The organism is Mesorhizobium sp. M2A.F.Ca.ET.043.05.1.1, assembly GCF_003952445.1.
Lineage (GTDB): Bacteria > Pseudomonadota > Alphaproteobacteria > Rhizobiales > Rhizobiaceae > Mesorhizobium.
The window spans coordinates 2,605,295-2,625,254 of the sequence record NZ_CP034446.1 but is presented as its reverse complement, the minus strand read 5'-3'; the positions used below and the strand labels follow the sequence as shown (position 1 = coordinate 2,625,254).

Sequence of the window (19,960 nt, the reverse complement as noted above, 5' to 3'; positions counted from 1 at the left end):
GTTTCCGAGAAACGGTGAACCGCTCTGGCATGGCGGAGGCCGCGTGACGCGCGGCCTTCACAGATCCATTTGCAACGATCATCCCGGGCAGCGCGCTGCGGCCAAGCGATCAGCCGCGTCGAGCAAACGCGCTGATGCTGTTGAGCAGCGGCTGTTGGTCGCCCACCCAGAACCAGTGGTCGTCACCGTCGACTTCGATGAACCGCGCACCCGGGATCTTGGCCGCCAGGAACCGCCCGGCCTCGACACGCACGGCGCGGTCGCCGGAGCGGTGCAGAATCATCGTCCGGGCCGAGACGTTTGTGAGCAAGTGACGGACATCGGCATCGCGCAGCGCTTCGAGCAGGCCTGCGACCGCGCCGGGACTAGAGGCTGCCCTCAGCAATCCGGCCCACCAGGTTTCCGCTTGGCGGTCTGCGGCGAGGCTCGGGGCGAAAGTTTGGATTTCCGCCGGGCCGCCCCAGCCAGCGAGCAGGCGTTGCTTCCAGAGGTCGTATTGCGCGACGGTCAGGGCGAACGGATAGTCGGGCGCGCGGCTGCCTTTCGCCAGCGAACCCCAGAGAACAAGGCCGATCAGGCGATCGGGGTGATCTACAGCAAAACGGATGCAACCCGGCCCACCTTCTGACGCGCCGATGAGCAAGGCCCTGCGGCTGCCAGCAGCATTCATGACGGCCAGAATATCCTGGGCCGTCGCTTCGACGGTCGGGCGGGCGCCGACGCGGTCGGAAAGTCCCATGCCGCGCCGATCGAACAGGATCAGGCGACCCAGGCGCGAAACAGCGCTGATCCAGGCGCGGCAGCTCCTGTCTTCCCAGATACGCTCGACATGCGAAATGAAGCCGGGAACAAGCACGATGTCCGTCGGGCCGCTGCCGACGATCTGGTACGCGATATGGATGCCGCCCACTTCGACGTAGCGCGTTCTGGGCAGGTCCAAGGTGGCATCGCGCGTTGGCTCACGCAGCATGGCAAGCGTGGTGGGGTCGGGCGCTATGCCGAGTTCCTCCCGCAACAGGCGGATACAGGTTTCGCCCTGGCGCTCCGCGGCCGCCCTGTCCCCGGCCGCCAGGTGGGCCCGGATCAGGTGACGGTGCGCGCTTTCGCTCAGCGGGTCCAGTCCAGCCAAGCGCGTCGCGTGCACGACCGCGCTGCGCGGCTCGCCGTCGGCGATCTTCGCCTCGATCAGCCTTTCCAACGCCTGCACCAGCCGGCTGCGCAAGGCCTCGCGCCTGAAGAAGATCCATTCCTCGATTTCGGGACAGTCCGGCAGTGAGAAGCCGGCGAGATAGTCGCCCCGGTAAATGTCGGCGGCTGCATCGAGAGGGCCGACATTGCAGGCATGCTCGAAAACCCTGGAATCGGCCTCGACGGACAGCGCGGGGTTCAGGCTGAGCGATGCTCCGGCCGCAGCGATCACCTCGCTGCCGAACGCGATGCGGATTTTATACAGGGTGCGCCGAAGGCGTGCCCGTGCGGCTTCTTCGTCGGTCTCGGGCCATAGAAGCGTGGCGGCGACCTCCCGCGCCACGGGCCCGCCGACTTCGGCGAGATAGATGAGGAGTGCCGCCGCCTTGCGCAAGGCAAGCTCCACCGTCCGGCCGTCCAGACGGAACTCCGGAAAACCCATAAGTTGGAGTTCCAACCGCTTCATCGATCGGTATCCGGCCGGGCGGGGGACGTTGAGGGGACGCCGGCATTCTATCCACCCCCATGACGTCGGGCCGATCGGGCCCGATCAGGAGACTCCCTTGGAGCGAGAAATGTCACTGGTCAATACTGTCACCCACCATCGCACGTCCGAGGCCGTTGCCGAGGATGGCGCCCTTATGGACATTCGGACGACCGGACAGGGAGGTTGAGACATGTGCCAATCCTGTCTCTCCTGGTATGCGCGCTGCATTGCTCCCTACCTCGTCCACGCCGGGTGTTCGGCCGGCGCATTCGCGCGCATGCGAAGGCGCATGATCCCGCGGGCAGAGGGCATTGTCGTCGAAGTCGGCTTCGGGTCCGGCCTGAATCTTCCCTATTACGACGCCGCCAGGGTGGAAAGGCTGGTCGGCGTCGATCCCGACGGCACGATGCTCGGCCTCGCCGAATCGAAGAGCCGCTCCTTGTCATTTGAGGTCGAATGCCTGCGCGCCAATGGCGAAAGCCTGCCGTTGAGCGATGACTTGGCCGACACGGTCGTCGTGACCTACGCCTTCTGCACCATTCCCGACCCTCAGGCGGCGCTGAACGAGATCCGGCGCATCCTGAAGCCCACGGGCCGGCTGATCTTCCTCGAGCATGGCCAGGCCGAGGGACCGCGTTGCCGCAGGTGGCAGGCGCGCCTGAATGGGCTGTGGGGGCGGCTCGCCGGCGGTTGCCATCTCAACCGCGATCCACTGCGCTTGATCCGCGCGGCGGGCTTCCGTGTCCTTGAAGAGGAGCGCGGGCGGTTCCAACTGCCCTTCTGGCAATTGGGAAGCCACTACGCTGGCGTCGCGGCACCCCCGAGAGGTTGATGGCCCTCGGCCCGCCGAACTTGCACTTCCGAAAACAAATAAGACGTCCGCGTCGCTCTATGGATAGGCGAGACGGTTCATGGGCTGGTGGCCGGGGCGGGTAAGACTTAGATTGAAGTTCCGCTTTCATCCATTGCGGTCTTTCAGTTCCGAGCGCCGCTTGCCGGAGCAGCGTCCGCCCCTCGCGGACCAATGGCATCTTTAGCGGAACGCTATATACGTTGACGCTTGAGCAGCGCCTCCGCTTCGTCGAGGAACGCCATGGGAAGGGTCATCGTCATCGCCATCTGCCTTGCCGTCGCGACAGGCGCCAACGCCCACGACTGGTACCAGAACAAGGTCGATCCGGTAACGAACTTCAAATGCTGCGGCGGCACGGATTGCCGCCCCATACCGGAGTCCTCGGTGCAGTCCAGGGCGGACGGCGGCTATGTCTATCTGCCCGATGGCTTCAACATCCCGCGAGAGCGCGTGCAGGAATCGCCGGACGGCCGATACCATATCTGCGAGAACAGATACGTCATCACCAACCAACCCTATCTGCGCTGCTTCTTCGCGCCGCGCCTCAAGGTCTCGCGGTTGCTCACGCAGTAACAGCCGCCACAGGCTCTTTAGGCGCTCACTGCCGATTACCGGCCCGTTGGGCGCGCCCAAGTCCATGCTGAAGACGATGTTGACCGGAGCAAAGCGCGCTGCAAACCGTTAGACCCGACAGTGCTGCAGGGAGTGACAAGCATGGCGCAACTGGTCAAAAAGCAGGAGCCTCTCGCCTTTCGCTTCGCCGATGACGGGCTGGTGCCCAATCATCCGCGCTGGCCCATGCTTGTCTATCCCGGCGCGGTGCCGCTGCCGGACGACGTCGATCCGGCTGCGGTCTTCGAGGATATTTTCGGCGCGAATGGCTGGGGCGACAGCTGGCGCAACGGCATCTACAGCTTCGTCCATTATCACTCGCGCATTCATGAGGTTCTGGGCATTGCGCGCGGCTCCGCCGAGGTGCGCTTCGGCGGCGACAAGGGCAAGGTGCTCGAGGTCAAGGCGGGCGACGTGGCGGTGCTGCCGGCCGGCACGGGCCACCAACGCCTGTCCGGCTCGGCCGATCTCCTGGTGGTCGGCGCCTATCCGCCCTTCGGCACATATGATCTGTGCCGCAGCCCCGAGCAGCATGCCGAGGCGCTACGCACGATCCCGGAGGTCCGCCGTCCCGACAAGGATCCACTTTTTGGGAGCGGCGGCCCGCTGCTGAAAGCATGGAGCAAGTTGGCGGCCTGAACCGCGACGCGGCCGTCCCCTACGGATAATGCTCCTTCTTCGGCGCATAGATTGCTGGATCGAAATCCAGTTCCTTCGGCAGCCTCTGGCTCGAGCATTGCAGATGGGTCTGGCGGGCGAGTAGCAGCCGTTGCTGCCGCTCATGCTCCTTCACGGCCGCCACCATCCCCATGCTGTAAGGTCCAAGCAGCACGCCAAAACCCCAGCCGGGATGGTCCTTCTCGCGCTGCGTATAGTCAGCGGCGGCGGCGCGGGCCTGCTGGCATCCCGGCGATGCCCATTTCGGATCCTGCTGCGACAGCGAGGCGCCGTAATCGACAGGCGAGGACGCGCATCCAGCCACACCCGCGCAGAGCGCGGCGATCATCGCATTTCTCATTCTTGAGTCCTCGCTAATTTAAGGCCGGAGAGACCACAGAATGCTTCTTCGCACAAGCGAGATGGCGGCAAAAGGAGAGAGCCGGACAAGTGCTGTCGTCGTCCGTCAAAGCGTTCCCGAAATTTTTCAACACCTCGTTCCGTTTCCACCCGCCGCTTCGTCCTTGGTTCGTCCGCACCGAAAAGGAGAGCCGCAATGGCTGAAATGATCGTCATCTACAAGCAGCCAGCCGACGCGCAGGCGTTCGACAAGCACTATTTCGAGACGCATATACCGCTGGCCAAGAAGATACCGGGCTTGAGGAAATACGAAGTAAGCCGGGGGCCGATCACAGTGCTCGCCGGACCGTCTGACGTCTACCTGATCGGGACACTTCATTTCGACGATCTCGACGCGATGAAGAAAGGGATGGCGAGCCCGGAGGGAAAAGCGGCCGGCGCGGATCGCCGGCTCTACGCGCCTGATGAGTCAGGCGTCCAGATATTTATCTTCGACAGTATGGAAATCTGAGCCCGCTCGTCGCCGCTCAGAATTTCCGGCTGAGATAGGCCGACCCGGCAAGCCCGAACCGCCACTCGAATTCCACCGCCTTGGTCAGGCCGATCCTGCGGCCGCTGACGATGGCAGCCGGATCGGTCCGCGATGGCGCGAACTCGAAAGGCGGCGCGGTCAGCGGCAGCCGATTGTGCGAGCCGTCGATGCCGAGCGCCTGGCAGAGCTTGCCGGGCCCGGAGCAGAGCACCCGCTCGTCAGCTACGCCGCGCCGGCCGTGCATCTCGGCAATGCCCGATTGCGGCTGGAGCGCGCGGATCAGCACGGCGCTGCCCGGCAGGCACACCGCGTTCAGGCACCAGTGCAGGCCGTAGGAGCGATACACATAGGCCGTGCCGGGCGCGCCATACATCGGCGCATTGCGCGGCGTCTCGCCGCGATAGGCATGCGAGGCGGGATCGTCGGGCCGGTAGGCTTCGGTCTCGACGATGATGCCGCCGACACCGGAAAGCGTAAGCGTCGCGCCGATCAGCGCGCGGGCGACCACGAGCGCGTCGCGGGCGAAGAAATCGGCGTCGACCGGATCGACCATCGTAGGCGTTCGATCAGCCAAGCAGATTTCGCGCCGCGCGCATGAAGATCCGCGAGCCGATCGGGATCAGGTCGTCGGGGAAATCATAGTCGGGGTTGTGCAGCGATGGGTGCTTCTCGCCGGCGCCGAGGAAGAACATCGCCGATTTGGCGCTGTGGCCGAAAATGCCGAAATCCTCCGACGCGCGCATCGGCAGCGCCGCCTCGCTGCGCGCAACGCCTTCCTCGTCGAGCGCGCGGGCGAGATGCTCCACCGCGTCCGGCGCGTTGACGCTGGCGACGAAGATCTCGTGATAGTCGAAGCGCACGGCAAGACCATGCGCGGCGGCGATTTTCCTGGCCAGTGCCTCCGCGGCGGCGACGAGTTCGGCCATGCGCTCGTCGCGCCTCGTGCGCAGCGTCGCCCACACTTCCGCATAGCCCGGCGCGATGCCGAACACGGCTTCGCCCATCGAACAATGGGTGACGGTCACCATTCCGAAATCGTCGTCCGCGAAAGTGCCGCGCCCGAGCGCGGGTAGCGCCGGCATCAGCTCGCTCACCGCCGTCATCGGCGAGGTGCCGGTCTCGGGCATGGAGGAATGCGCGGTCTTGCCCTCGAGCACGATGCGCATGCCGCGCGAGGCGCAGTTGACGGTGCCGGCCTTGAGCCGCACCTCGCCGAACGGCACGCCGGGCAGATTGTGCAGCGAAAAGGCGAAGTCCGGCGCGATCTCGGCAAAGCGCGGATCGGCGACGACGCCGGCCGCGCCGTTTCCGGTCTCCTCGGCCGGCTGGAACATCAGCACGACGCGGCCCCGCGCCGGCCGCTCGCGGCCGAACTGGCGGCCGAGCGCGGCCAGGATCGCGGTGTGCCCGTCATGCCCGCACATGTGCGACTTGCCCGGCACTTGCGAAGAATGCGCGACGCCCGAAAGCTCTTCGATCGGCAGCGCGTCGAGCTCGGAGCGGAACAGCACCGTCGGCCCGGCCTGGCCGCTCTCATAGACCGCCGCCACGCCATGGCCGCCGAGCCCCGACAGCACCTTGTCCGGCCCGGTATCGGCGAGGAAGTCCACCACTTCCTTCGCCGTCTTCTCCTCCTCGTTGGAAATCTCCGGCTGCCGGTGCAGCTTGCGGCGCCATTCGGTCAGCTCGACGATGTCTCGATTGGTGAGGGTCATGGGTTGGAACTCCTCTTGGGCTTGCCGGTCACACAAACACGATAGGGTTTTTCTGGCGCCGTGCCATGGGGATCAATTCCGCTAGGCCATCGGCGCCCTGTTTTCTCCGAGCTTCTGGCGCCGTCAGTTCCTAATCAGGAAATGCTCCGTAAACCGCTGAAATCCTTAACACGATTTTCATCCCGGTCGCCTAACCACTTAGGCATGACAAGGCATGATGAGCGGCTGGCTGCGGGTCCCTCTTCCGGGGAGCGCGGCGGAGCCGTGGACGCCGGCATCCTGCGCGATCAGCTTGCCGATCTGAGCAAGGGCGTCTTCATCTCGATGCCCATCGGCACGGTGCTGGCAGCCCTGATCCTGGCGGTGCAGCTTCTGTCCGGCGGCGGCCTTGCCGCGGTGGCGTGGTTTGCCGCCATCGCCCTGGTCAATGGCGCTCGCGTGGTGCTCGCGCTCGCCCAGTCGGGCGCGGCCGACGAGCGGCAGCAGGCGGTCGGCGTCCGGCTTTCCCTCTATGGCGTGCTGGCGCTGGCGTCGGGTATCGCCTGGTCGTTCCTGGCGCTGCTCAGCGACGGATACACCACCGCCCAGGCGCCGCTCTATCTGATCGTGCTCGCAGGCACCTCGGCCGGCTCGGTCACCTACTGCACCTCCCACGCGCCGGCCTCGATCAACTTCATCACGCTGCCGCTTCTCACCGCCGCGGCCTGCGTGCTGGCGCAAGGCGGCGTCGAGAACGACGTGCTGGCCTTCACCATCCTGCTGTTCCTCGGCGGCATGATCAGAGGCGCGCTTCTGGGGCAATCCCGCTTCCGCGAGACAAGCCGCCTCAAATACGAGGCGCGCGAGTTCGCCGCCGAGATGGAACGCAACTCCAGGCGCGATCCGCTGACGGGCCTGCTCAACCGCTCCGGGCTGGAGCAGGCAATCGCCGGGCTCGGCGTTTCCGACGGCCCGTTCGTGGCCATGCTGATCGACCTCGACGGCTTCAAATCCGTCAACGACACCTATGGCCACACCATCGGAGACGGCCTGCTGGTCAAGGTGGCGCGCCGGATCGAGGACCACGCCCCGCAAGGTGCCACGATCGCGCGCATCGGTGGCGACGAGTTCGTGCTGCTCTTCTCCGCCTGCAGGTCGCCGCAAGCGGCCGAGCTTGCGTCAAGCATCATCGCGGCCATCGCCAATCCGGACCCGGAGCTGAATTCGGTGCGCGTCGGCGCCTCGATCGGCATCTATCAGGCGGACAAGCCGCAATTGACGGAGATGCTGCTCAAGGCCGATTTCGCGCTCTATGCGGCCAAGCGCGGCGGCAGGAACGAATACTGCCTGTTCGACGCGGATCTCGACGCCGCGCTGGAGCGCAGGAACCGCATCGAGCGCGATCTGCGCGGCGCGATCGAGTCGGGCGCGCTCTGCTGCTGGTTCCAGCCGCTGGTGCGGCTCGACACCAGCGCGGTCGTCGGCTTCGAGGCGCTGCTGCGCTGGCAGCACGAGGTCCATGGCGCCATCTCGCCGCCCGAGATCGTCACCGCCGCGCGCGAGACCGGCCTGCTTTCGCTGCTGACCGAAACGGTGTTCCTCAATTGCTGCGCCATGATCGCAGAGCTGGTGCGCCAGGGTCGCCCGGATGTGCGGGTGGCGATGAATCTTTCACCGCGCGAGCTCGAGGCCGGCAATGTCGATGACATGATCCTCGACGGCCTGAAGGCGAAGAACGTGCCCGCCGCGATGCTCGAGATCGAGATCACCGAGGAGGCGCCGGTCGACCGCGACCGGGTCGGCCAAAAGGTCGGGCACCTGGCGGATGCCGGCATATCGATCGTTCTCGACGATTTCGGCACCGGTTTCTCGACCTTGGTGTCGCTGAAGGACAGCCGCATCCGCAAGATCAAGATCGACAAGGATTTCGTGCGCGACCTGGCGAAATCCGTGGAGGACCAAGCCGTGGTCGAGGCGGTGATCGGCCTTGGCCGCACGCTGGGGATAGAGGTGATGGCCGAGGGCGTGGAGACCGACGCCGACCGCATGATCCTGCGCTCGCTGGGCTGCATGATCGCGCAGGGCTATCTGTTTTCGGCGGCACTGCCGATGCGCGACGCGCTCGCCTTCGACGCGACCGGTGAGGTTATTTTCGAGCCGTTGCGCAATCCCCGCAGCGGCAGTGCCGCCTGACAGACCGTCAAGGGCATTCTTCGTATTTCGGCTGGCAAGGATCGGCGACAGGGCACGGGTTAGCCGACGTGGAGGGGCGGTGGGAAGCGCTCCGATGTCGTGCGTAATCGCATAGGGCGCTCCCCTCTCCGTCTCGGCGCTGCGCGCCGAGCCACCTCTCCCCCATTTCATGGGGGCGAGGAAGCGCCAATCGCGAACGGGTGCGGCCTCGGCCTGGGTTCCTCGCCCCCGCCAAAGGCGGGGGAGAGGTGGCTCGGCGAAGCCGAGACGGAGAGGGGGAGCGCCCTATGCGATTGGCCCGGCCGCACCCATGAAACCTTTTGATTTTTGGGCCGTTGTGCGGCGATGCCCAAGGCCAAAGCCAAACCGACGCCCGCAGGCGCCGCCACTTTGCGTGCGGTCCGCCAATCGCGCCCGCAGAAGCAGGTAGAGAAGCCGAAGCCGCGGCAGGAGAAGCGACCCAGGCCGCGCGATGCCGAGCCCAAGGCTTCCGAGCAAAAAGCCCCCGCCGATGCCGCGCCCGAGGCCATCGGCCATGCCGGTTCGCCGCCGCCCGAGGCCGCCGAGCCGGGTCCTCAGCTTTCGCCCGAAGAGGCCGAGCGGGCGCGCAAGAAGTATCTTCTGCGGCGCTTCTGGATCAGCGGCCGCGGCTACTGGGGTTTACATGGCGACAGGCTCGCCTGGCCGCTGACGATCGGGCTGCTCACGCTGATCTGCGTCAATGTCGGATTTCAATACGGCATCAACCGCTGGAACCGCGCGATCTTCGACGCCATCGAGCAGCGCGACGCCCACACCGTCTATTGGCTGAGCGCCATCTTCCTGCCGCTGGTCGCCGGCAGCATCAGCCTGGTGGTCGCCCAGGTCTATCTGCGCATGACCATGCAGCGCCGCTGGCGCTCCTGGCTGACCACGGCGGTCATCCAGCGCTGGCTGGCCAGCGGCCGCTACTACCAGCTCAACCTCGTCAAGGGCGACCATGCCAATCCCGAGGCCCGCCTGACCGAGGATCTCAGGATCGCCACGGAATCGCCGGTCGACTTCGTCGCCGGCGTCCTCAACGCCTTCCTCTCGGCCTCGACCTTCATCGTCGTCTTGTGGACCATAGGCGGCGCCCTGAGCGTTTCGCTGGGCGGCTCGGTCATCACCGTGCCCGGCTTCCTCGTCGTCACCGCCGTCATCTATGCCGCCATCACCTCGACCTCGATGTTCTTCATCGGCCGCCATTTCGTCGAGCTTTCCGAGCAGAAGAACCAGACGGAAGCCGAGTTCCGCTACGTGCTGACGCGCGTGCGCGAAAACGGCGAAAGCATCGCGCTGCTCGGCGGCGAGGAGGAGGAGAACGCCGGCATCGACCGCTCCTTCGCCGCCGTGCTCGGCCGCTGGGCGCGGCTCACCGGCCAGCACATGCGCACCACGCTCGTCTCGCAGGGCTCCAGCCTGTTCGCGCCGGTCGTGCCGGTGCTTTTATGCGCGCCGAAATTCCTCGACGGCTCGATGTCGCTCGGCCAGGTCATGCAGGCGGCCTCCGCCTTCGCCTTGGTGCAAGGCGCCTTCGGCTGGCTGGTCGACAATTATCCCCGGCTCGCCGACTGGAACGCCTCGGCCCGCCGCATCGCCTCGCTGATGATGTCGCTCGACGGCCTGGAGCGAGCCGAAGCGAACGACAGGTTGGGCCGCATCCAGCGCGGCGAGACCGAGGACGGCGCCATGCTAAGCCTCAGGAATCTTTCCGTGACCCTCGACGACGGCACCTCGGTGGTGAAGGAAACCGAGGTGGAGATCGAGCCCGGCGAGCGCGTGCTGGTCTCGGGCGAATCCGGCACCGGCAAGTCGACGCTGGTGCGCGCCATCGCCGGCCTCTGGCCCTGGGGCAGCGGCAGCGTCGATTTCCACCCGGGCAAGCGCCTCTTCATGCTGCCGCAGCGCCCCTATATCCCGTCCGGCACGCTGCGCCGTGCCACCTGCTATCCGGCCGCCGCCGACAATTGGAAGACGAAGGAGATCGCCGCTGCCCTCGACAAGGTCGGCCTTGCCTATCTGAAGGGCCGGCTGGAGGAAGAGGCGCCGTGGGACCAGACGCTGTCCGGCGGCGAGAAGCAGCGCCTCGCCTTCGCCCGCCTCCTGCTGCATGCGCCCGACATCGTCGTGCTCGACGAGGCGACCTCGGCGCTGGACGAGAAGAGCCAGGACACGATGATGCAGACGGTGATGAAGGAACTGCCCACCGTCACCATCATCAGCGTCGCCCACCGCGCCGAGCTGGAAGCGTTTCATACGCGCAAGATCACCCTGGAGCGGCGTGAGGGCGGCGCGCGGCTGGTCAGCGATGTCGATCTGGTATCGAGGAAGAAGAAGCGCGGCCTGATCCGGCGGGCGCTGTGGGGAAGCGGCGCGAATGGCGGCGAGGGGTAGGGGAGCGCCCCGAGCGCAATCGCGCAGGTCGCTCCCCCTCTCCGTCTCGGCTTCGCCGATCCACCTCTCCCCCGCCTTGGCGGGGGCGAGGAAGCGCCAGTCGTCAAGGGCGCCGCCAGCTGAAAGCTTGGGTTCCTCGCCCCCGCAAAGCGGGGGAGAGGTGGCTCGGCGCGCAGCGCCGAGACGGAGAGGGGGCAGCGCCTGCGTATGCGATTACGCGCCGCACCAACCCGCCGATGCTAAACAGTCTGTAGAGCGGCCAGCCGTTTCCAGGAAACGGATAACCGCCTACAGTCCCGCCGTTCAGGATGGAACCATCGGGGAGGGGAGCATCGGGATGAACGACGCCGCGCCACATAATCCGAGACAGCTTTCGGAGATCGCCAGCTATCACGCCCATATCTATTACGGCGATGCGGCCGAGCGCCGGCACGCCGAATGGCTGCGCGAGCGCATCGGCGAGCGTTTTCGCGTGCGGCTGGGCAACTGGCACGACAGGAAGGTCGGCCCGCATGACCAGGCCATGTACCAGGTCTCCTTCGCCACCGGCCTTTTCGCCACGCTGGTTCCATGGCTGATGCTGAACCATGGCGGCTTGAGCATCCTGATCCACCCCAACACCGTCAATGCCAGGCGTGACCATCTCGTCGACCCGCTCTGGATCGGCAAACCCCTGGCGGTGCATGGCGAGGTCCTGCCCGAGGAGGATCACGAGGCGGAAGCGGCGCTGGAGGTCAACACCGAGCCGACGCTCGCCGTGTAGCAGCCCGCCGGACTAGTGGCACTGCACAGGGATTTTGAAAGGTCGCCGTTTGTCTTGGTGCAAGTCTTTCCGTTCATGTCCGTGAAATCAGCGCAAACGCCGGGGATTGGCTGAAGCCGCCCCAACCTCGTCATTCTATGGCGGAGCAAGGAGCGAAGCGACGCGGCGCAGACCATAGAATCCATGCCGTGACTTGGAAGCGTTGCCGCGGTGCAGAATTTTGCTCCGTTGCACGCCGTGGCGAAGGTAACGGCATGGATTCCAGGGTCTTCGCGACGGAGCTTCGCTCCTGCTCCGCCCTGGAATGACGATCGCGATGGGCGTTCCGGCCAATCTCCAACGCATGCCACCTGCCAACGCAAACAGAGCCGACCGGTCAAAATCCCTGTGCAGTGCCACTAGTCGCAAATTCTAGCGATATCGGGCACGCCGCCCCGTTTTCCGCGCCGGCCACTCTTCTGGACCGGCTGTCAGTCGGTTGTCAGTTTGGATTCGCTATGCCTCGCCAATGACGCGCGCAAGCCGTCACGGCCTGTCGGCTGAATCCTCAGCCGCGCCGCAACCTCCCAACCGGATGGAGATCCCATGTATCGCACTCTTCTTATCGCCGCCCTCGCGGGCGTGATCGCCGGACCGGCGCTGGCCGCCGGCACCTGCAGCACCGCCGCGAAATCGAAGTTCCAGCCCAAGGCGACGCTCGAGGCGCAGTTGAAGGCCGAGGGCCTCAAAGTGCGCCAGATCAAGACCGAGAAGGGCTGCTACGAGGTCTATGCGATCGACAAGGACGGCAAGAAGGTCAACACCGCCTACAATGCCGAGACGCTGGAGAAGCTCGACAATGCCGAAGCCGGCGAAAACTGATCGAGCCTTGCCGGCACAGGCCCAGGCGCCCCGCGACGTGGTGCGCGTCTGGGACCGTGTCGTGCGCGGCTTCCACTGGGCGCTGGTGCTGAGTTTCGCCATCGCCTGGTTCACCCCGCAAAGCTTCGAGGACATCCACCACTGGGCCGGCTACGCCGCCGCCTCGCTTGTCGTCATGCGGCTCGTGTGGGGCATCGTCGGCACGCCCTATGCGCGCTTCTCGCAATTCGTGCGCGATCCAGCGACGGTGCTGCGCTATCTCCTTGCGATACTCAAGGGCAGCGAGGCCCGCTATATCGGCCACAACCCGGCTGGCGGCGCGATGGTGATCGTGCTGATGGCCATGATGGTGTCGGTGGCGGTGACCGGGTGGATGCAGACGACGGACGCGTATTTCGGCGTCTCCTGGGTGGAGGACGCGCACAGCCTCGCCGCCCACGGCCTGCTCGCGCTGGTGCTCGTCCATATCGGCGGCGTGGCGCTGGCAAGCCTTCGCCACAATGAAAACCTTGTTCGCGCCATGATCACCGGACGCAAGCGCAAAGCCGCGCCGGCCGACATCGCCTGAACGCGCCCCGCACCGGGGCAACCGCGGACGCCTGCCTTGACGCCCGCGGAACCATATGAACGTTGCGCGCCGAGGCGTTCCCGGCCCCGGCATGTGCGCGTGCCTGAAAAGACGGAGCAAGCCCGATGCGGCGCTATTCACAGATCACCATCGCCATCCATTGGCTTACGGCCCTGCTGGTCGTCATCGCCTGGTTCACCGCCGAGGGCGGGCGCCATGCGCGCGCCGACCCGCCCTACCTGCACTTTACCCTCGGCCTTGCCGTGCTGCTGCTGGTCGTGCCGCGCCTCTTGGCGCGCTGGCTGGGCGGTGCGCCCCGCGTCGAGGACCCGCAGAGCCGCTGGATGGACCTTGCCGCGCGCGCCGGACACACGGTGCTCTATCTGTTCCTCATCGCGCTGCCGCTGAGCGGCTGGTACGCCGCCTCGCGTCTCGGCATCCAGGTTTCCTTCCTGGGGTTGGACCTGCCGGCGCTCGCCGTGCCCGTGCAGGGTGCGCCGGGCCTGATCGCCGACCTGCACGAGACCGGCGGCACGCTGATCCTGTGGCTGGCCGGCGCCCATGCGCTGATCGCGATATGGCACCAGTTCGTCATGAAGGACGGAACGCTGGAGCGCATGAACCCGCTCGCCTCGAACGAGCTCGCCGACAGCCGCGAATAGCAGCGCCCGGGCTGGACAGAAGGCTGCGGCAGCACATCGGCTGCGCAGCGGCGCTGGCGGTGGATACCGAGCCGGCACTTGATGCGCAGGGCCGCGTTCCGAGTGGCCGGCGCCTGTTGCCTGATGGGAGCACCCGCCCCGGCGCCGGCCCGGCGAACCTGCGTCCGCCGCAATATTCAAGATAGCTAAAAAACACCCGCCGAGGGATGGCGCGATCGCATAAGCCTTGGCGGATGGAAGTCGAGCCGCGTCACATAAGGCAGCGCTACCCCGCTCCGTCCTTCGCGCGGACCCCCGGCATCCGCGCCGCCGCGAAAATCGCTGCGTGAAACCCCTTTCATGCGCTATGATGCGCTCCGCTGCATCGGGACGCGGGCGTGCTGGGCGAGACGGCACTGGATTGTCCCCATCAATGCCTTCCCACCCCTCGGAGGGACATCGTGAACCTCTTGATTGTCTATGGAACGACTGAAGGGCAGACCAGGAAAGTCGCCGAACGGATGGCGACCGACATTCGCGGGCGCGGGCATCAGGTCGAGCTGCTGGACAGCGCGAAGTTCACGCCCGATTTGAAGCTCGGGCATTTCGACGCCTTCGTTATTGCCGCGTCGGTCCACCAGGAGCACCATCAGGAAGCCGTCACGACCTTCGTGTTCGCGCATCGCGACCTGTTGAGCGGCAAGCCTTCGGCGCTGATATCGGTCAGCCTGTCGGCTGCGCTGGAAGGCCACGAGGCCGCTGCCCAGAAATATGTCGACCGCTTCGTCTCCGTGACGGGGTGGCAGCCGAGCATGACGCTTCTGCTGGGCGGCGCCTTGCGCTTCACCAAATACGATTACTTCCAGGAGCAGTTCGTCAAATTCGTCGTCATGAAGGGCGAGGATCCAGGCCCCGGGCAGGATCACGAATTCACCGATTGGAACGCGCTCGCCGGCTTCACCGACCGGTTCCTCGCAGCGATCGGCTAGGCATAGGCTGAGCCGGCCGGTCAAGCACCGGCGCCCGGCGGCTGCAGGCGCGCGGTCAGCGCCGTTTCGAAAGCCGGTCGAAATTGCGCCGCACCTGCCTGGCCGCGGGCAGCAGGGCAGCGGCCGCCGCTTCCATCGCCACCGTCCCGTCGCAAAGCACCGGGCTTCTGCCGGAAAGGACGTCAGGCCAGAAGCGCAGCGCTGCCTCGAGCATCTTTTCCTGCGCCGCGAACAGCCCTTGCGTTCCCGCAAGCGCCTTTTCCTGCACCGCCTGCAGCGCTTCCCGCCCGTTGGGCGCGTGGCTCATGGCATCCAGCACCAGCAGCGGCATCCGCATGCCGATCACCGCCGGCGCCAGCAAGAGGTCGCTGCCGGAGTGCTTCCTGCGTTTTCTGCGGACGGACATGGACACCTGCCTTCTTGTGCTGGGAACGATGGCGAAACTACGCGCCAGAGGCATGTTGGTTCCACGCGAGGGAGCCCAACTGGGCAGGGAAGGCGACAATCGGACCAGCTGCATATATTCGGCTTAGCTAAAATACACCGCGCGACACGGTGGGTCTGTGCAGTTCACATTGAGGCCGCGCAACGGCCGTCACAATCCAAGCTGGAAAAGAATCTGAACACCGCCCGGCCGTTACTGGTGATGTTCTGGGAACACACCCGCGATAAAGACCGGCGGCGAGCGCTTCTACTGCTTGCCAAACCGGCGGCCGGCACATAAGCCTGCACATCTGCGATCATTGATCCTCGGGGGAGGGGCTTGTGGCGAAACCAAGACAGCTCGCGACGAAATGCGTGGCGTTGCGCCTCGGGGCCGCGATCCTCGCCATGCCGGCCGCCGACGCGCTTGCCGACAATGTCGTTCCGGACGACCAGATCGTGCAAGGAAGCCTCTGCGTCGGGTTCGACTGCGTCAACAACGAGTCCTTCGGGTTCAACACGATCGTCGTGAAGGAAAACAACACACGCATCTACTTCGACGACACGAGCACGAACGCCGGATACGCCGCCAATGATTGGGCGCTGATTGCGAACGATTCCGCTTCCGGCGGCGCCAACTACTTCGGCATCCAGGACGCGACGAACAACAAGATGGTGTTCCGCGTCGATGCGGGCGCTCCCGAGAATTCGGTCTATGTCAACAGCTTCGGCAATCTGGGCCTCGGCACGTCCAACCCGACTCTCGGCCTGCAGATAACCCGAAGCGACACGCCGGCGATCCGCCTGGAGCAGACAAACGCCGGCGGCTTCACGGCGCAGACCTGGGACGTCGGCGGCAACGAAGCGAATTTCTTCATACGCGACTCGACGAATGGCAGCCTGCTTCCTTTCCGCATCCGGCCGGGCGCGCCGACAAGCAGCCTCGACATTGCCTCGAACGGCAATGTCGGTCTCGGCACCGCTGCTCCCACCAGCAAGCTGCATGTCTATGGAGACTACAACAAGGATACGTTCGAGACGATCGGCGTGTCCTCGGCGGCCAACGCGGATGCGCTGACCTTCGGCTATGGCGGCGCGAGCTTCGGCGTCGGCACCTCGCTGATCAATGCGCATTCGGCCACCGGCTCGAGCGGCAGGCTTCTGCTTGCCACCGACGGCGTGACCCGCATGACCATCGACGCAAACGGCAATGTGGGCATCGGCACGACCGCGCCGGCCGCCGGCCTCGATGTCGTGGGCACCGTTCGCTTCGCATCGCTCGCCGGCTGCACCTCCGGCATCGGCACCAATGCCGCGGGCGACTTGGCCTGCATCAGCGGTGGCGGCGGAAATCCGCCCTATTACGACACGACCGCCTCGGGCGCGCAGCCGAACGCCAGCGGCACCAACTCCACCGCGGCCGGCTCCGGCAGCAACGCCAGCGGCACCAATGCGCTGGCCGGCGGCACCAACAACCAGTCGCAGGGCGACAACACCACCGTCATCGGCTCGAACAACAGCGTCACCGGCGACGACAGCGGCGCTTTCGGCACCGGCAACACCGTAAGGGGCAATGGCAGCTACGCGATCGGCGACCCCAATGTCGTCAATGGCGACAAGTCCTTCGTCTATGGCGACGACAATGCCGTCAACGCCCCGAACGTCGCCGGCAACGGCAACGGCATCCAGGTCTTCGGGTCGAACAACATTGTCGCGAGCACCGCCAATTCGTCGGGATCGGTGGTGATCGGATCGGGCAGCACGGTCAACGCCACCAATGCGATGGCGTTCGGCAATGGCACGACGGTGACCGGCGCCAACGCGATCGCCATGGGATCGGGCGCATCCTCGGGCGGCCTGAACGCCGTCGCGATCGGCACCGGCGCCAGCGCCGCCTATGCGGGCTCGGCCGCCTACGGCTCGGGCGCGGTCGCGACAAGGCAGAACGAGCAGGTGTTCGGCACGGCGGGCAACACCTATTCGATGCCCGGCCTGACGTCGGCGGCCAGCTCATCGGCCCAGGCCGGCGCGATCGAGATCGTCACCACCGATGCCAGCGGCCATCTCGCCTCCGTAACCCCGGGCTCGCTCGGCTTTTCCGATCCCGCGCAATTCAACAGCCTCAACTCCCGCATCGACAGCGTCGGCAGCCGCGCCTATTCCGGCGTTGCCATGGCGATGGCGCTGGCCGGCGCGCCGACCGTGCTGCCGGACGAGAAATTCGTGACCACCCTGAACTGGGGCACGTTCGAGGGCGCCAATGCCTTTGCGCTCAGCGCGGGCGCCCGGCTCGGCTCGCAACTCCAGCTCAATGGCGGCATCGCCTTCGATCCCAACCGGAGTATGGCCGGCGGACGGCTGGGGCTGAGGATGAGCTGGTAGGAAGCGCCGGCGCGCCAGGATGATTCCGATGCGAACAGTGACGATTCTCCTGGCGGCGATGCTGGCCTTGTGCGCCGCCGGTCCTGGGCTTGCCCAGACGCAGACCCAGGCCCCGGCGCCGGGCAAGAAGAAGGCGGCGCCGACAGCACCGGCGCCGGCCGCGCCCGCATGGCCGGCAAACGCCGCGCAGGCAATCTACCTCGCCCGCAGCACCATGATGGCTCTCCAGCAGGCGGTGGAAACAGGCAACTTCACCGTGCTGAGGGACATGGGGTCGCCAGGCTTTCGCGCCCAGAACACCGCGGCCGACCTCGCGATCAGGTTCCAGGCGCTGCGCCAGTCCGGCGCCGACCTGACGGCGGTTGCCGTGATCGCCCCGCAGCTCTCCACGCCGCCCTTTCTCGATCCCCAGAAGCAGTTGCACCTTGTCGGCCTGTTTCCCACGCAACCGCTGGAGATCGACTTCGACCTGTCCTTCGAAAACGTCGACAACCGCTGGCGGATTTCAGCCATCGGCGTGACAACCGCCCCGGCGCCGAAAGGGCAGGATGCGGGAGATGCCGAGAAGGGGAAGGCGGCGAGGTAGAGCGTGGGCGAGGTGGTCGGGATTTAGGAGATCACTGCCGAGCCAACTTTCACCGCACAGGCTTAGCGCTGAGATTCAGCGGTGGCGAGCACGCCGCTTGGCAGCGGCTCGAGGTCATTCCACAGCTCCGCCCAGTTCTCCCGCCCTGGCCGGCCCAGCGCGCGCGGGTCGCCGATGGTCGGCGCATAGGCGTCGTTGTAAAGCGCAACGAAATCCGACCCACAGAACAGCACGACCTGCGCTTCGGCCGCGAGCATCAGGTCGACCGTGGCGCGAAGGCTGGGCGTCCACGCCTCAGGCAGCCCGAGCGGGCTCGTGTCCCAGCGATAGCCGCGGATCAATCCCCGACCTCGCCAGTGACCCGACCCCGTGCGCTGAGCCCATCCACCATCGAGGCACAAGCGCGCGAGGGAGATGGTCCGTGGGGTGAGGGATTTTTGGAACGGGGAGGGGGAACGACAACCTGATGCTTTTGCACGGAGGCTGAGTATGCGCTAGGTCATATAGTGTGTTGAAGCCCGCCTGGGACTAATGAGCGCGTGCGGCCCTCTTGGGCTACTTCCCAATCCTCCGGCAGTTTCAGAGACAACTCCTCGAAAGGCCAGACCCTCATGATTGGTTCTAGTTCCAACAACACGCATTTGAGTACGTTCCGGGCAGAACTGCAGAAATCTAGTCGGGTCTGATAACTCGCAATTTGCAAAACATTCCTGTGAGTGATTTTGTCCGCACGGTCGACAAAATCAGGGTGAGTATTGAAGTGTGGATTGTAGAAAATCTTTTCCTTGACCTTCCTAAAAATTTCGATCGACCCAAGGAGCAATATGCCGCCAGCTCCGCTCCAGAGGTACGGGTTCGGTAAAGAATACCCCTGCATTTCTCGATACGCAAAAGTTCCTTCTATGGTCTCGCACAGCTTGGCCGCAAACGAATCCGCTTCGAATTCTTCGCTCCTAGAGTCGCTTGAGCCGTTGAGTTGCCGACCGTGAGCGAGGCAGTGGTGTCCAAGTTCATGAGCGAGCGCAAAAATCTCCATGGCAGCCGCCATCTGTTCAACAAAAAGTATTTCATCCTTGGTTGATGGCTTAAACTCAGTAAGGCAATGAGTTCCCGTCAACGCGTATGAAGTGAAGATGCGCCACCAATAGAACAGCAGGTCTGGATTTCGACGCAATTTGAGACGTAAGTCATTCTCACTGTACTCCATACCTGTCGCGAAGGGCAGCAGGTTACAGGTTCGGACATACGCCCTAGCGATCAGGCCACAGTAGCGCGTGAAATGTGTTCCCATAGCGATGATAGTTTCGTCGGTCATCGGAACGTTGATCGTTGAAACCAACGGGCCAGCTTTTGGCTCCACGACGAAATGAGCTTCGTCGGCCAGCAGTCGATCTGCCGGTGACAATCCACTCATCAGCGGCTTGAGTAACCGCTCCAACATTGCCTCGGAGTTGCGGTTTACACCTTCGCTTGTAACTGGCGCAGAAACAGACCTCTGACGAGTTCCATCCTCCAAAGCCTCGATGTCGGTTGCATGCCACCCGGCATCAAGGAAAGCCTGCCTTACGACCTCGCGGTCCGTATCGCTTATCAAATATTCCGGATCTTGGAACGATGACCAGTCGTTAGCTCTGGCTCTAGCTAATAGTTGAACCCACAAATCGACCGCCGCAGCCTTTTTCATGATTACTCGTTTGGGTTGATAGGCTCGCAAATTCGTCCAGCGGCCTATCGAATCAAAAGCGGGACGCGAACA

19 protein-coding genes and 1 pseudogene are annotated in these 19,960 nt (G+C 65.1%); 13 read left to right on the top strand and 7 right to left on the bottom strand.

Annotated features, from left to right (window positions below; all coding sequences use genetic code 11):
- Positions 1-109: 109 nt before the first annotated feature.
- On the bottom strand, positions 110-1,654 hold the full coding sequence (locus EJ069_RS12925; RefSeq protein WP_126061609.1) for an alpha/beta hydrolase: 1,545 nt from the start codon (positions 1,652-1,654) through the stop codon (positions 110-112).
- A 211-nt stretch (positions 1,655-1,865) separates the two neighbouring features.
- On the opposite strand from EJ069_RS12925, the gene EJ069_RS12920 reads away from it, so the two are divergent.
- The 3 genes from EJ069_RS12920 to EJ069_RS12910 all read left to right on the top strand — a co-directional run bounded on the left by EJ069_RS12920 (position 1,866) and on the right by EJ069_RS12910 (position 3,779).
- Positions 1,866-2,507, top strand: a complete 642-nt coding sequence (locus EJ069_RS12920; RefSeq protein ID WP_126061608.1) for a class I SAM-dependent methyltransferase — start codon at positions 1,866-1,868, stop codon at positions 2,505-2,507.
- Positions 2,508-2,768: 261 nt separating this feature from the next.
- Positions 2,769-3,101, top strand: coding sequence for a hypothetical protein (locus tag EJ069_RS12915; RefSeq protein ID WP_126061607.1), 333 nt, complete (start codon positions 2,769-2,771; stop codon positions 3,099-3,101).
- Positions 3,102-3,242: 141 nt separating this feature from the next.
- Complete coding sequence (locus EJ069_RS12910; protein WP_126061606.1) at positions 3,243-3,779, top strand: cupin; 537 nt, start codon at positions 3,243-3,245, stop codon at positions 3,777-3,779.
- A 19-nt stretch (positions 3,780-3,798) separates the two neighbouring features.
- Here EJ069_RS12910 and EJ069_RS12905 read toward each other — a convergent pair whose 3' ends face one another.
- The gene (locus EJ069_RS12905; RefSeq protein ID WP_126061605.1) at positions 3,799-4,158 is read right to left on the bottom strand and encodes a hypothetical protein; all 360 of its coding nucleotides are present in this window, start codon (positions 4,156-4,158) and stop codon (positions 3,799-3,801) included.
- A gap of 195 nt (positions 4,159-4,353) precedes the next feature.
- Here EJ069_RS12905 and EJ069_RS12900 point away from each other — a divergent pair, with 195 nt between their 5' ends.
- On the top strand, positions 4,354-4,668 hold the full coding sequence (locus EJ069_RS12900; protein ID WP_126061604.1) for an EthD family reductase: 315 nt from the start codon (positions 4,354-4,356) through the stop codon (positions 4,666-4,668).
- Between the two features lie 16 nt (positions 4,669-4,684).
- Here the strand turns inward: EJ069_RS12900 and EJ069_RS12895 are convergent, their stop codons facing one another.
- Together EJ069_RS12895 and EJ069_RS12890 are read right to left on the bottom strand one after the other, a co-directional pair.
- Positions 4,685-5,242 carry a DNA-3-methyladenine glycosylase gene (locus EJ069_RS12895; protein WP_126064717.1) on the bottom strand — a complete coding sequence of 186 codons (558 nt, stop codon included), beginning with the start codon at positions 5,240-5,242 and terminating at the stop codon, positions 4,685-4,687.
- A 13-nt stretch (positions 5,243-5,255) separates the two neighbouring features.
- The gene (locus EJ069_RS12890; protein ID WP_126061603.1) at positions 5,256-6,404 is read right to left on the bottom strand and encodes an amidohydrolase; all 1,149 of its coding nucleotides are present in this window, start codon (positions 6,402-6,404) and stop codon (positions 5,256-5,258) included.
- Between the two features lie 264 nt (positions 6,405-6,668).
- Between EJ069_RS12890 and EJ069_RS12885 the strand changes: the two genes are divergently transcribed.
- From EJ069_RS12885 to EJ069_RS12855, 7 genes are all read left to right on the top strand, one after another.
- Positions 6,669-8,576, top strand: a complete 1,908-nt coding sequence (locus EJ069_RS12885) for an EAL domain-containing protein (RefSeq protein ID WP_245456535.1) — start codon at positions 6,669-6,671, stop codon at positions 8,574-8,576.
- A gap of 345 nt (positions 8,577-8,921) precedes the next feature.
- Complete coding sequence (locus EJ069_RS12880) at positions 8,922-10,991, top strand: ABC transporter ATP-binding protein/permease (RefSeq protein ID WP_126061601.1); 2,070 nt, start codon at positions 8,922-8,924, stop codon at positions 10,989-10,991.
- Positions 10,992-11,328: 337 nt separating this feature from the next.
- Positions 11,329-11,754, top strand: a complete 426-nt coding sequence (locus EJ069_RS12875; RefSeq protein WP_126061600.1) for a DOPA 4,5-dioxygenase family protein — start codon at positions 11,329-11,331, stop codon at positions 11,752-11,754.
- A 585-nt stretch (positions 11,755-12,339) separates the two neighbouring features.
- Positions 12,340-12,615 (top strand): PepSY domain-containing protein, encoded by a 276-nt coding sequence (locus EJ069_RS12870; RefSeq protein WP_126061599.1) that lies wholly within the window; start codon positions 12,340-12,342, stop codon positions 12,613-12,615.
- Positions 12,593-13,183, top strand: coding sequence for a cytochrome b/b6 domain-containing protein (locus tag EJ069_RS12865; RefSeq protein WP_189476335.1), 591 nt, complete (start codon positions 12,593-12,595; stop codon positions 13,181-13,183). Before EJ069_RS12870 ends, EJ069_RS12865 begins: the two co-directional genes overlap by 23 nt.
- 125 nt (positions 13,184-13,308) lie before the next feature.
- Positions 13,309-13,845, top strand: coding sequence for a cytochrome b/b6 domain-containing protein (locus EJ069_RS12860; protein WP_126061598.1), 537 nt, complete (start codon positions 13,309-13,311; stop codon positions 13,843-13,845).
- Positions 13,846-14,285: 440 nt separating this feature from the next.
- The gene (locus tag EJ069_RS12855) at positions 14,286-14,813 is read left to right on the top strand and encodes a flavodoxin domain-containing protein (protein ID WP_126061597.1); all 528 of its coding nucleotides are present in this window, start codon (positions 14,286-14,288) and stop codon (positions 14,811-14,813) included.
- 55 nt (positions 14,814-14,868) lie between these two features.
- Here EJ069_RS12855 and EJ069_RS12850 read toward each other — a convergent pair whose 3' ends face one another.
- The gene (locus EJ069_RS12850) at positions 14,869-15,219 is read right to left on the bottom strand and encodes a hypothetical protein (protein WP_126061596.1); all 351 of its coding nucleotides are present in this window, start codon (positions 15,217-15,219) and stop codon (positions 14,869-14,871) included.
- A gap of 359 nt (positions 15,220-15,578) precedes the next feature.
- Here EJ069_RS12850 and EJ069_RS12845 point away from each other — a divergent pair, with 359 nt between their 5' ends.
- Positions 15,579-17,618 (top strand): hypothetical protein, encoded by a 2,040-nt coding sequence (locus EJ069_RS12845; protein WP_126061595.1) that lies wholly within the window; start codon positions 15,579-15,581, stop codon positions 17,616-17,618.
- 28 nt (positions 17,619-17,646) lie between these two features.
- Complete coding sequence (locus tag EJ069_RS12840; RefSeq protein ID WP_126061594.1) at positions 17,647-18,204, top strand: hypothetical protein; 558 nt, start codon at positions 17,647-17,649, stop codon at positions 18,202-18,204.
- Between the two features lie 101 nt (positions 18,205-18,305).
- Here the strand turns inward: EJ069_RS12840 and EJ069_RS12835 are convergent.
- Positions 18,306-18,542, bottom strand: a pseudogene (locus EJ069_RS12835) (hypothetical protein); the annotation flags it as partial.
- A 161-nt stretch (positions 18,543-18,703) separates the two neighbouring features.
- Entirely contained in the window at positions 18,704-19,888 is a 1,185-nt protein-coding gene (locus EJ069_RS12830) for an ImmA/IrrE family metallo-endopeptidase (protein ID WP_126061593.1), read from the bottom strand.
- Between the last annotated feature and the right edge of the window lie 72 nt (positions 19,889-19,960).

What these genes read in the sequence shown, in the direction of transcription:
- EJ069_RS12925 (WP_126061609.1), bottom strand. Translation starts at nt 1,654, where the DNA reads ATGAAGCGGTTGGAACTCCAACTTATGGGTTTTCCGGAGTTCCGTCTG.
- EJ069_RS12920 (WP_126061608.1), top strand. Translation starts at nt 1,866, where the DNA reads ATGTGCCAATCCTGTCTCTCCTGGTATGCGCGCTGCATTGCTCCCTAC.
- EJ069_RS12915 (WP_126061607.1), top strand. Translation starts at nt 2,769, where the DNA reads ATGGGAAGGGTCATCGTCATCGCCATCTGCCTTGCCGTCGCGACAGGC.
- EJ069_RS12910 (WP_126061606.1), top strand. Translation starts at nt 3,243, where the DNA reads ATGGCGCAACTGGTCAAAAAGCAGGAGCCTCTCGCCTTTCGCTTCGCC.
- EJ069_RS12905 (WP_126061605.1), bottom strand. Translation starts at nt 4,158, where the DNA reads ATGAGAAATGCGATGATCGCCGCGCTCTGCGCGGGTGTGGCTGGATGC.
- EJ069_RS12900 (WP_126061604.1), top strand. Translation starts at nt 4,354, where the DNA reads ATGGCTGAAATGATCGTCATCTACAAGCAGCCAGCCGACGCGCAGGCG.
- EJ069_RS12895 (WP_126064717.1), bottom strand. Translation starts at nt 5,242, where the DNA reads ATGGTCGATCCGGTCGACGCCGATTTCTTCGCCCGCGACGCGCTCGTG.
- EJ069_RS12890 (WP_126061603.1), bottom strand. Translation starts at nt 6,404, where the DNA reads ATGACCCTCACCAATCGAGACATCGTCGAGCTGACCGAATGGCGCCGC.
- EJ069_RS12880 (WP_126061601.1), top strand. Translation starts at nt 8,922, where the DNA reads ATGCCCAAGGCCAAAGCCAAACCGACGCCCGCAGGCGCCGCCACTTTG.
- EJ069_RS12875 (WP_126061600.1), top strand. Translation starts at nt 11,329, where the DNA reads ATGAACGACGCCGCGCCACATAATCCGAGACAGCTTTCGGAGATCGCC.
- EJ069_RS12870 (WP_126061599.1), top strand. Translation starts at nt 12,340, where the DNA reads ATGTATCGCACTCTTCTTATCGCCGCCCTCGCGGGCGTGATCGCCGGA.
- EJ069_RS12865 (WP_189476335.1), top strand. Translation starts at nt 12,593, where the DNA reads ATGCCGAAGCCGGCGAAAACTGATCGAGCCTTGCCGGCACAGGCCCAG.
- EJ069_RS12860 (WP_126061598.1), top strand. Translation starts at nt 13,309, where the DNA reads ATGCGGCGCTATTCACAGATCACCATCGCCATCCATTGGCTTACGGCC.
- EJ069_RS12850 (WP_126061596.1), bottom strand. Translation starts at nt 15,219, where the DNA reads ATGTCCGTCCGCAGAAAACGCAGGAAGCACTCCGGCAGCGACCTCTTG.
- EJ069_RS12840 (WP_126061594.1), top strand. Translation starts at nt 17,647, where the DNA reads ATGCGAACAGTGACGATTCTCCTGGCGGCGATGCTGGCCTTGTGCGCC.
- EJ069_RS12830 (WP_126061593.1), bottom strand. Translation starts at nt 19,888, where the DNA reads ATGAAAAAGGCTGCGGCGGTCGATTTGTGGGTTCAACTATTAGCTAGA.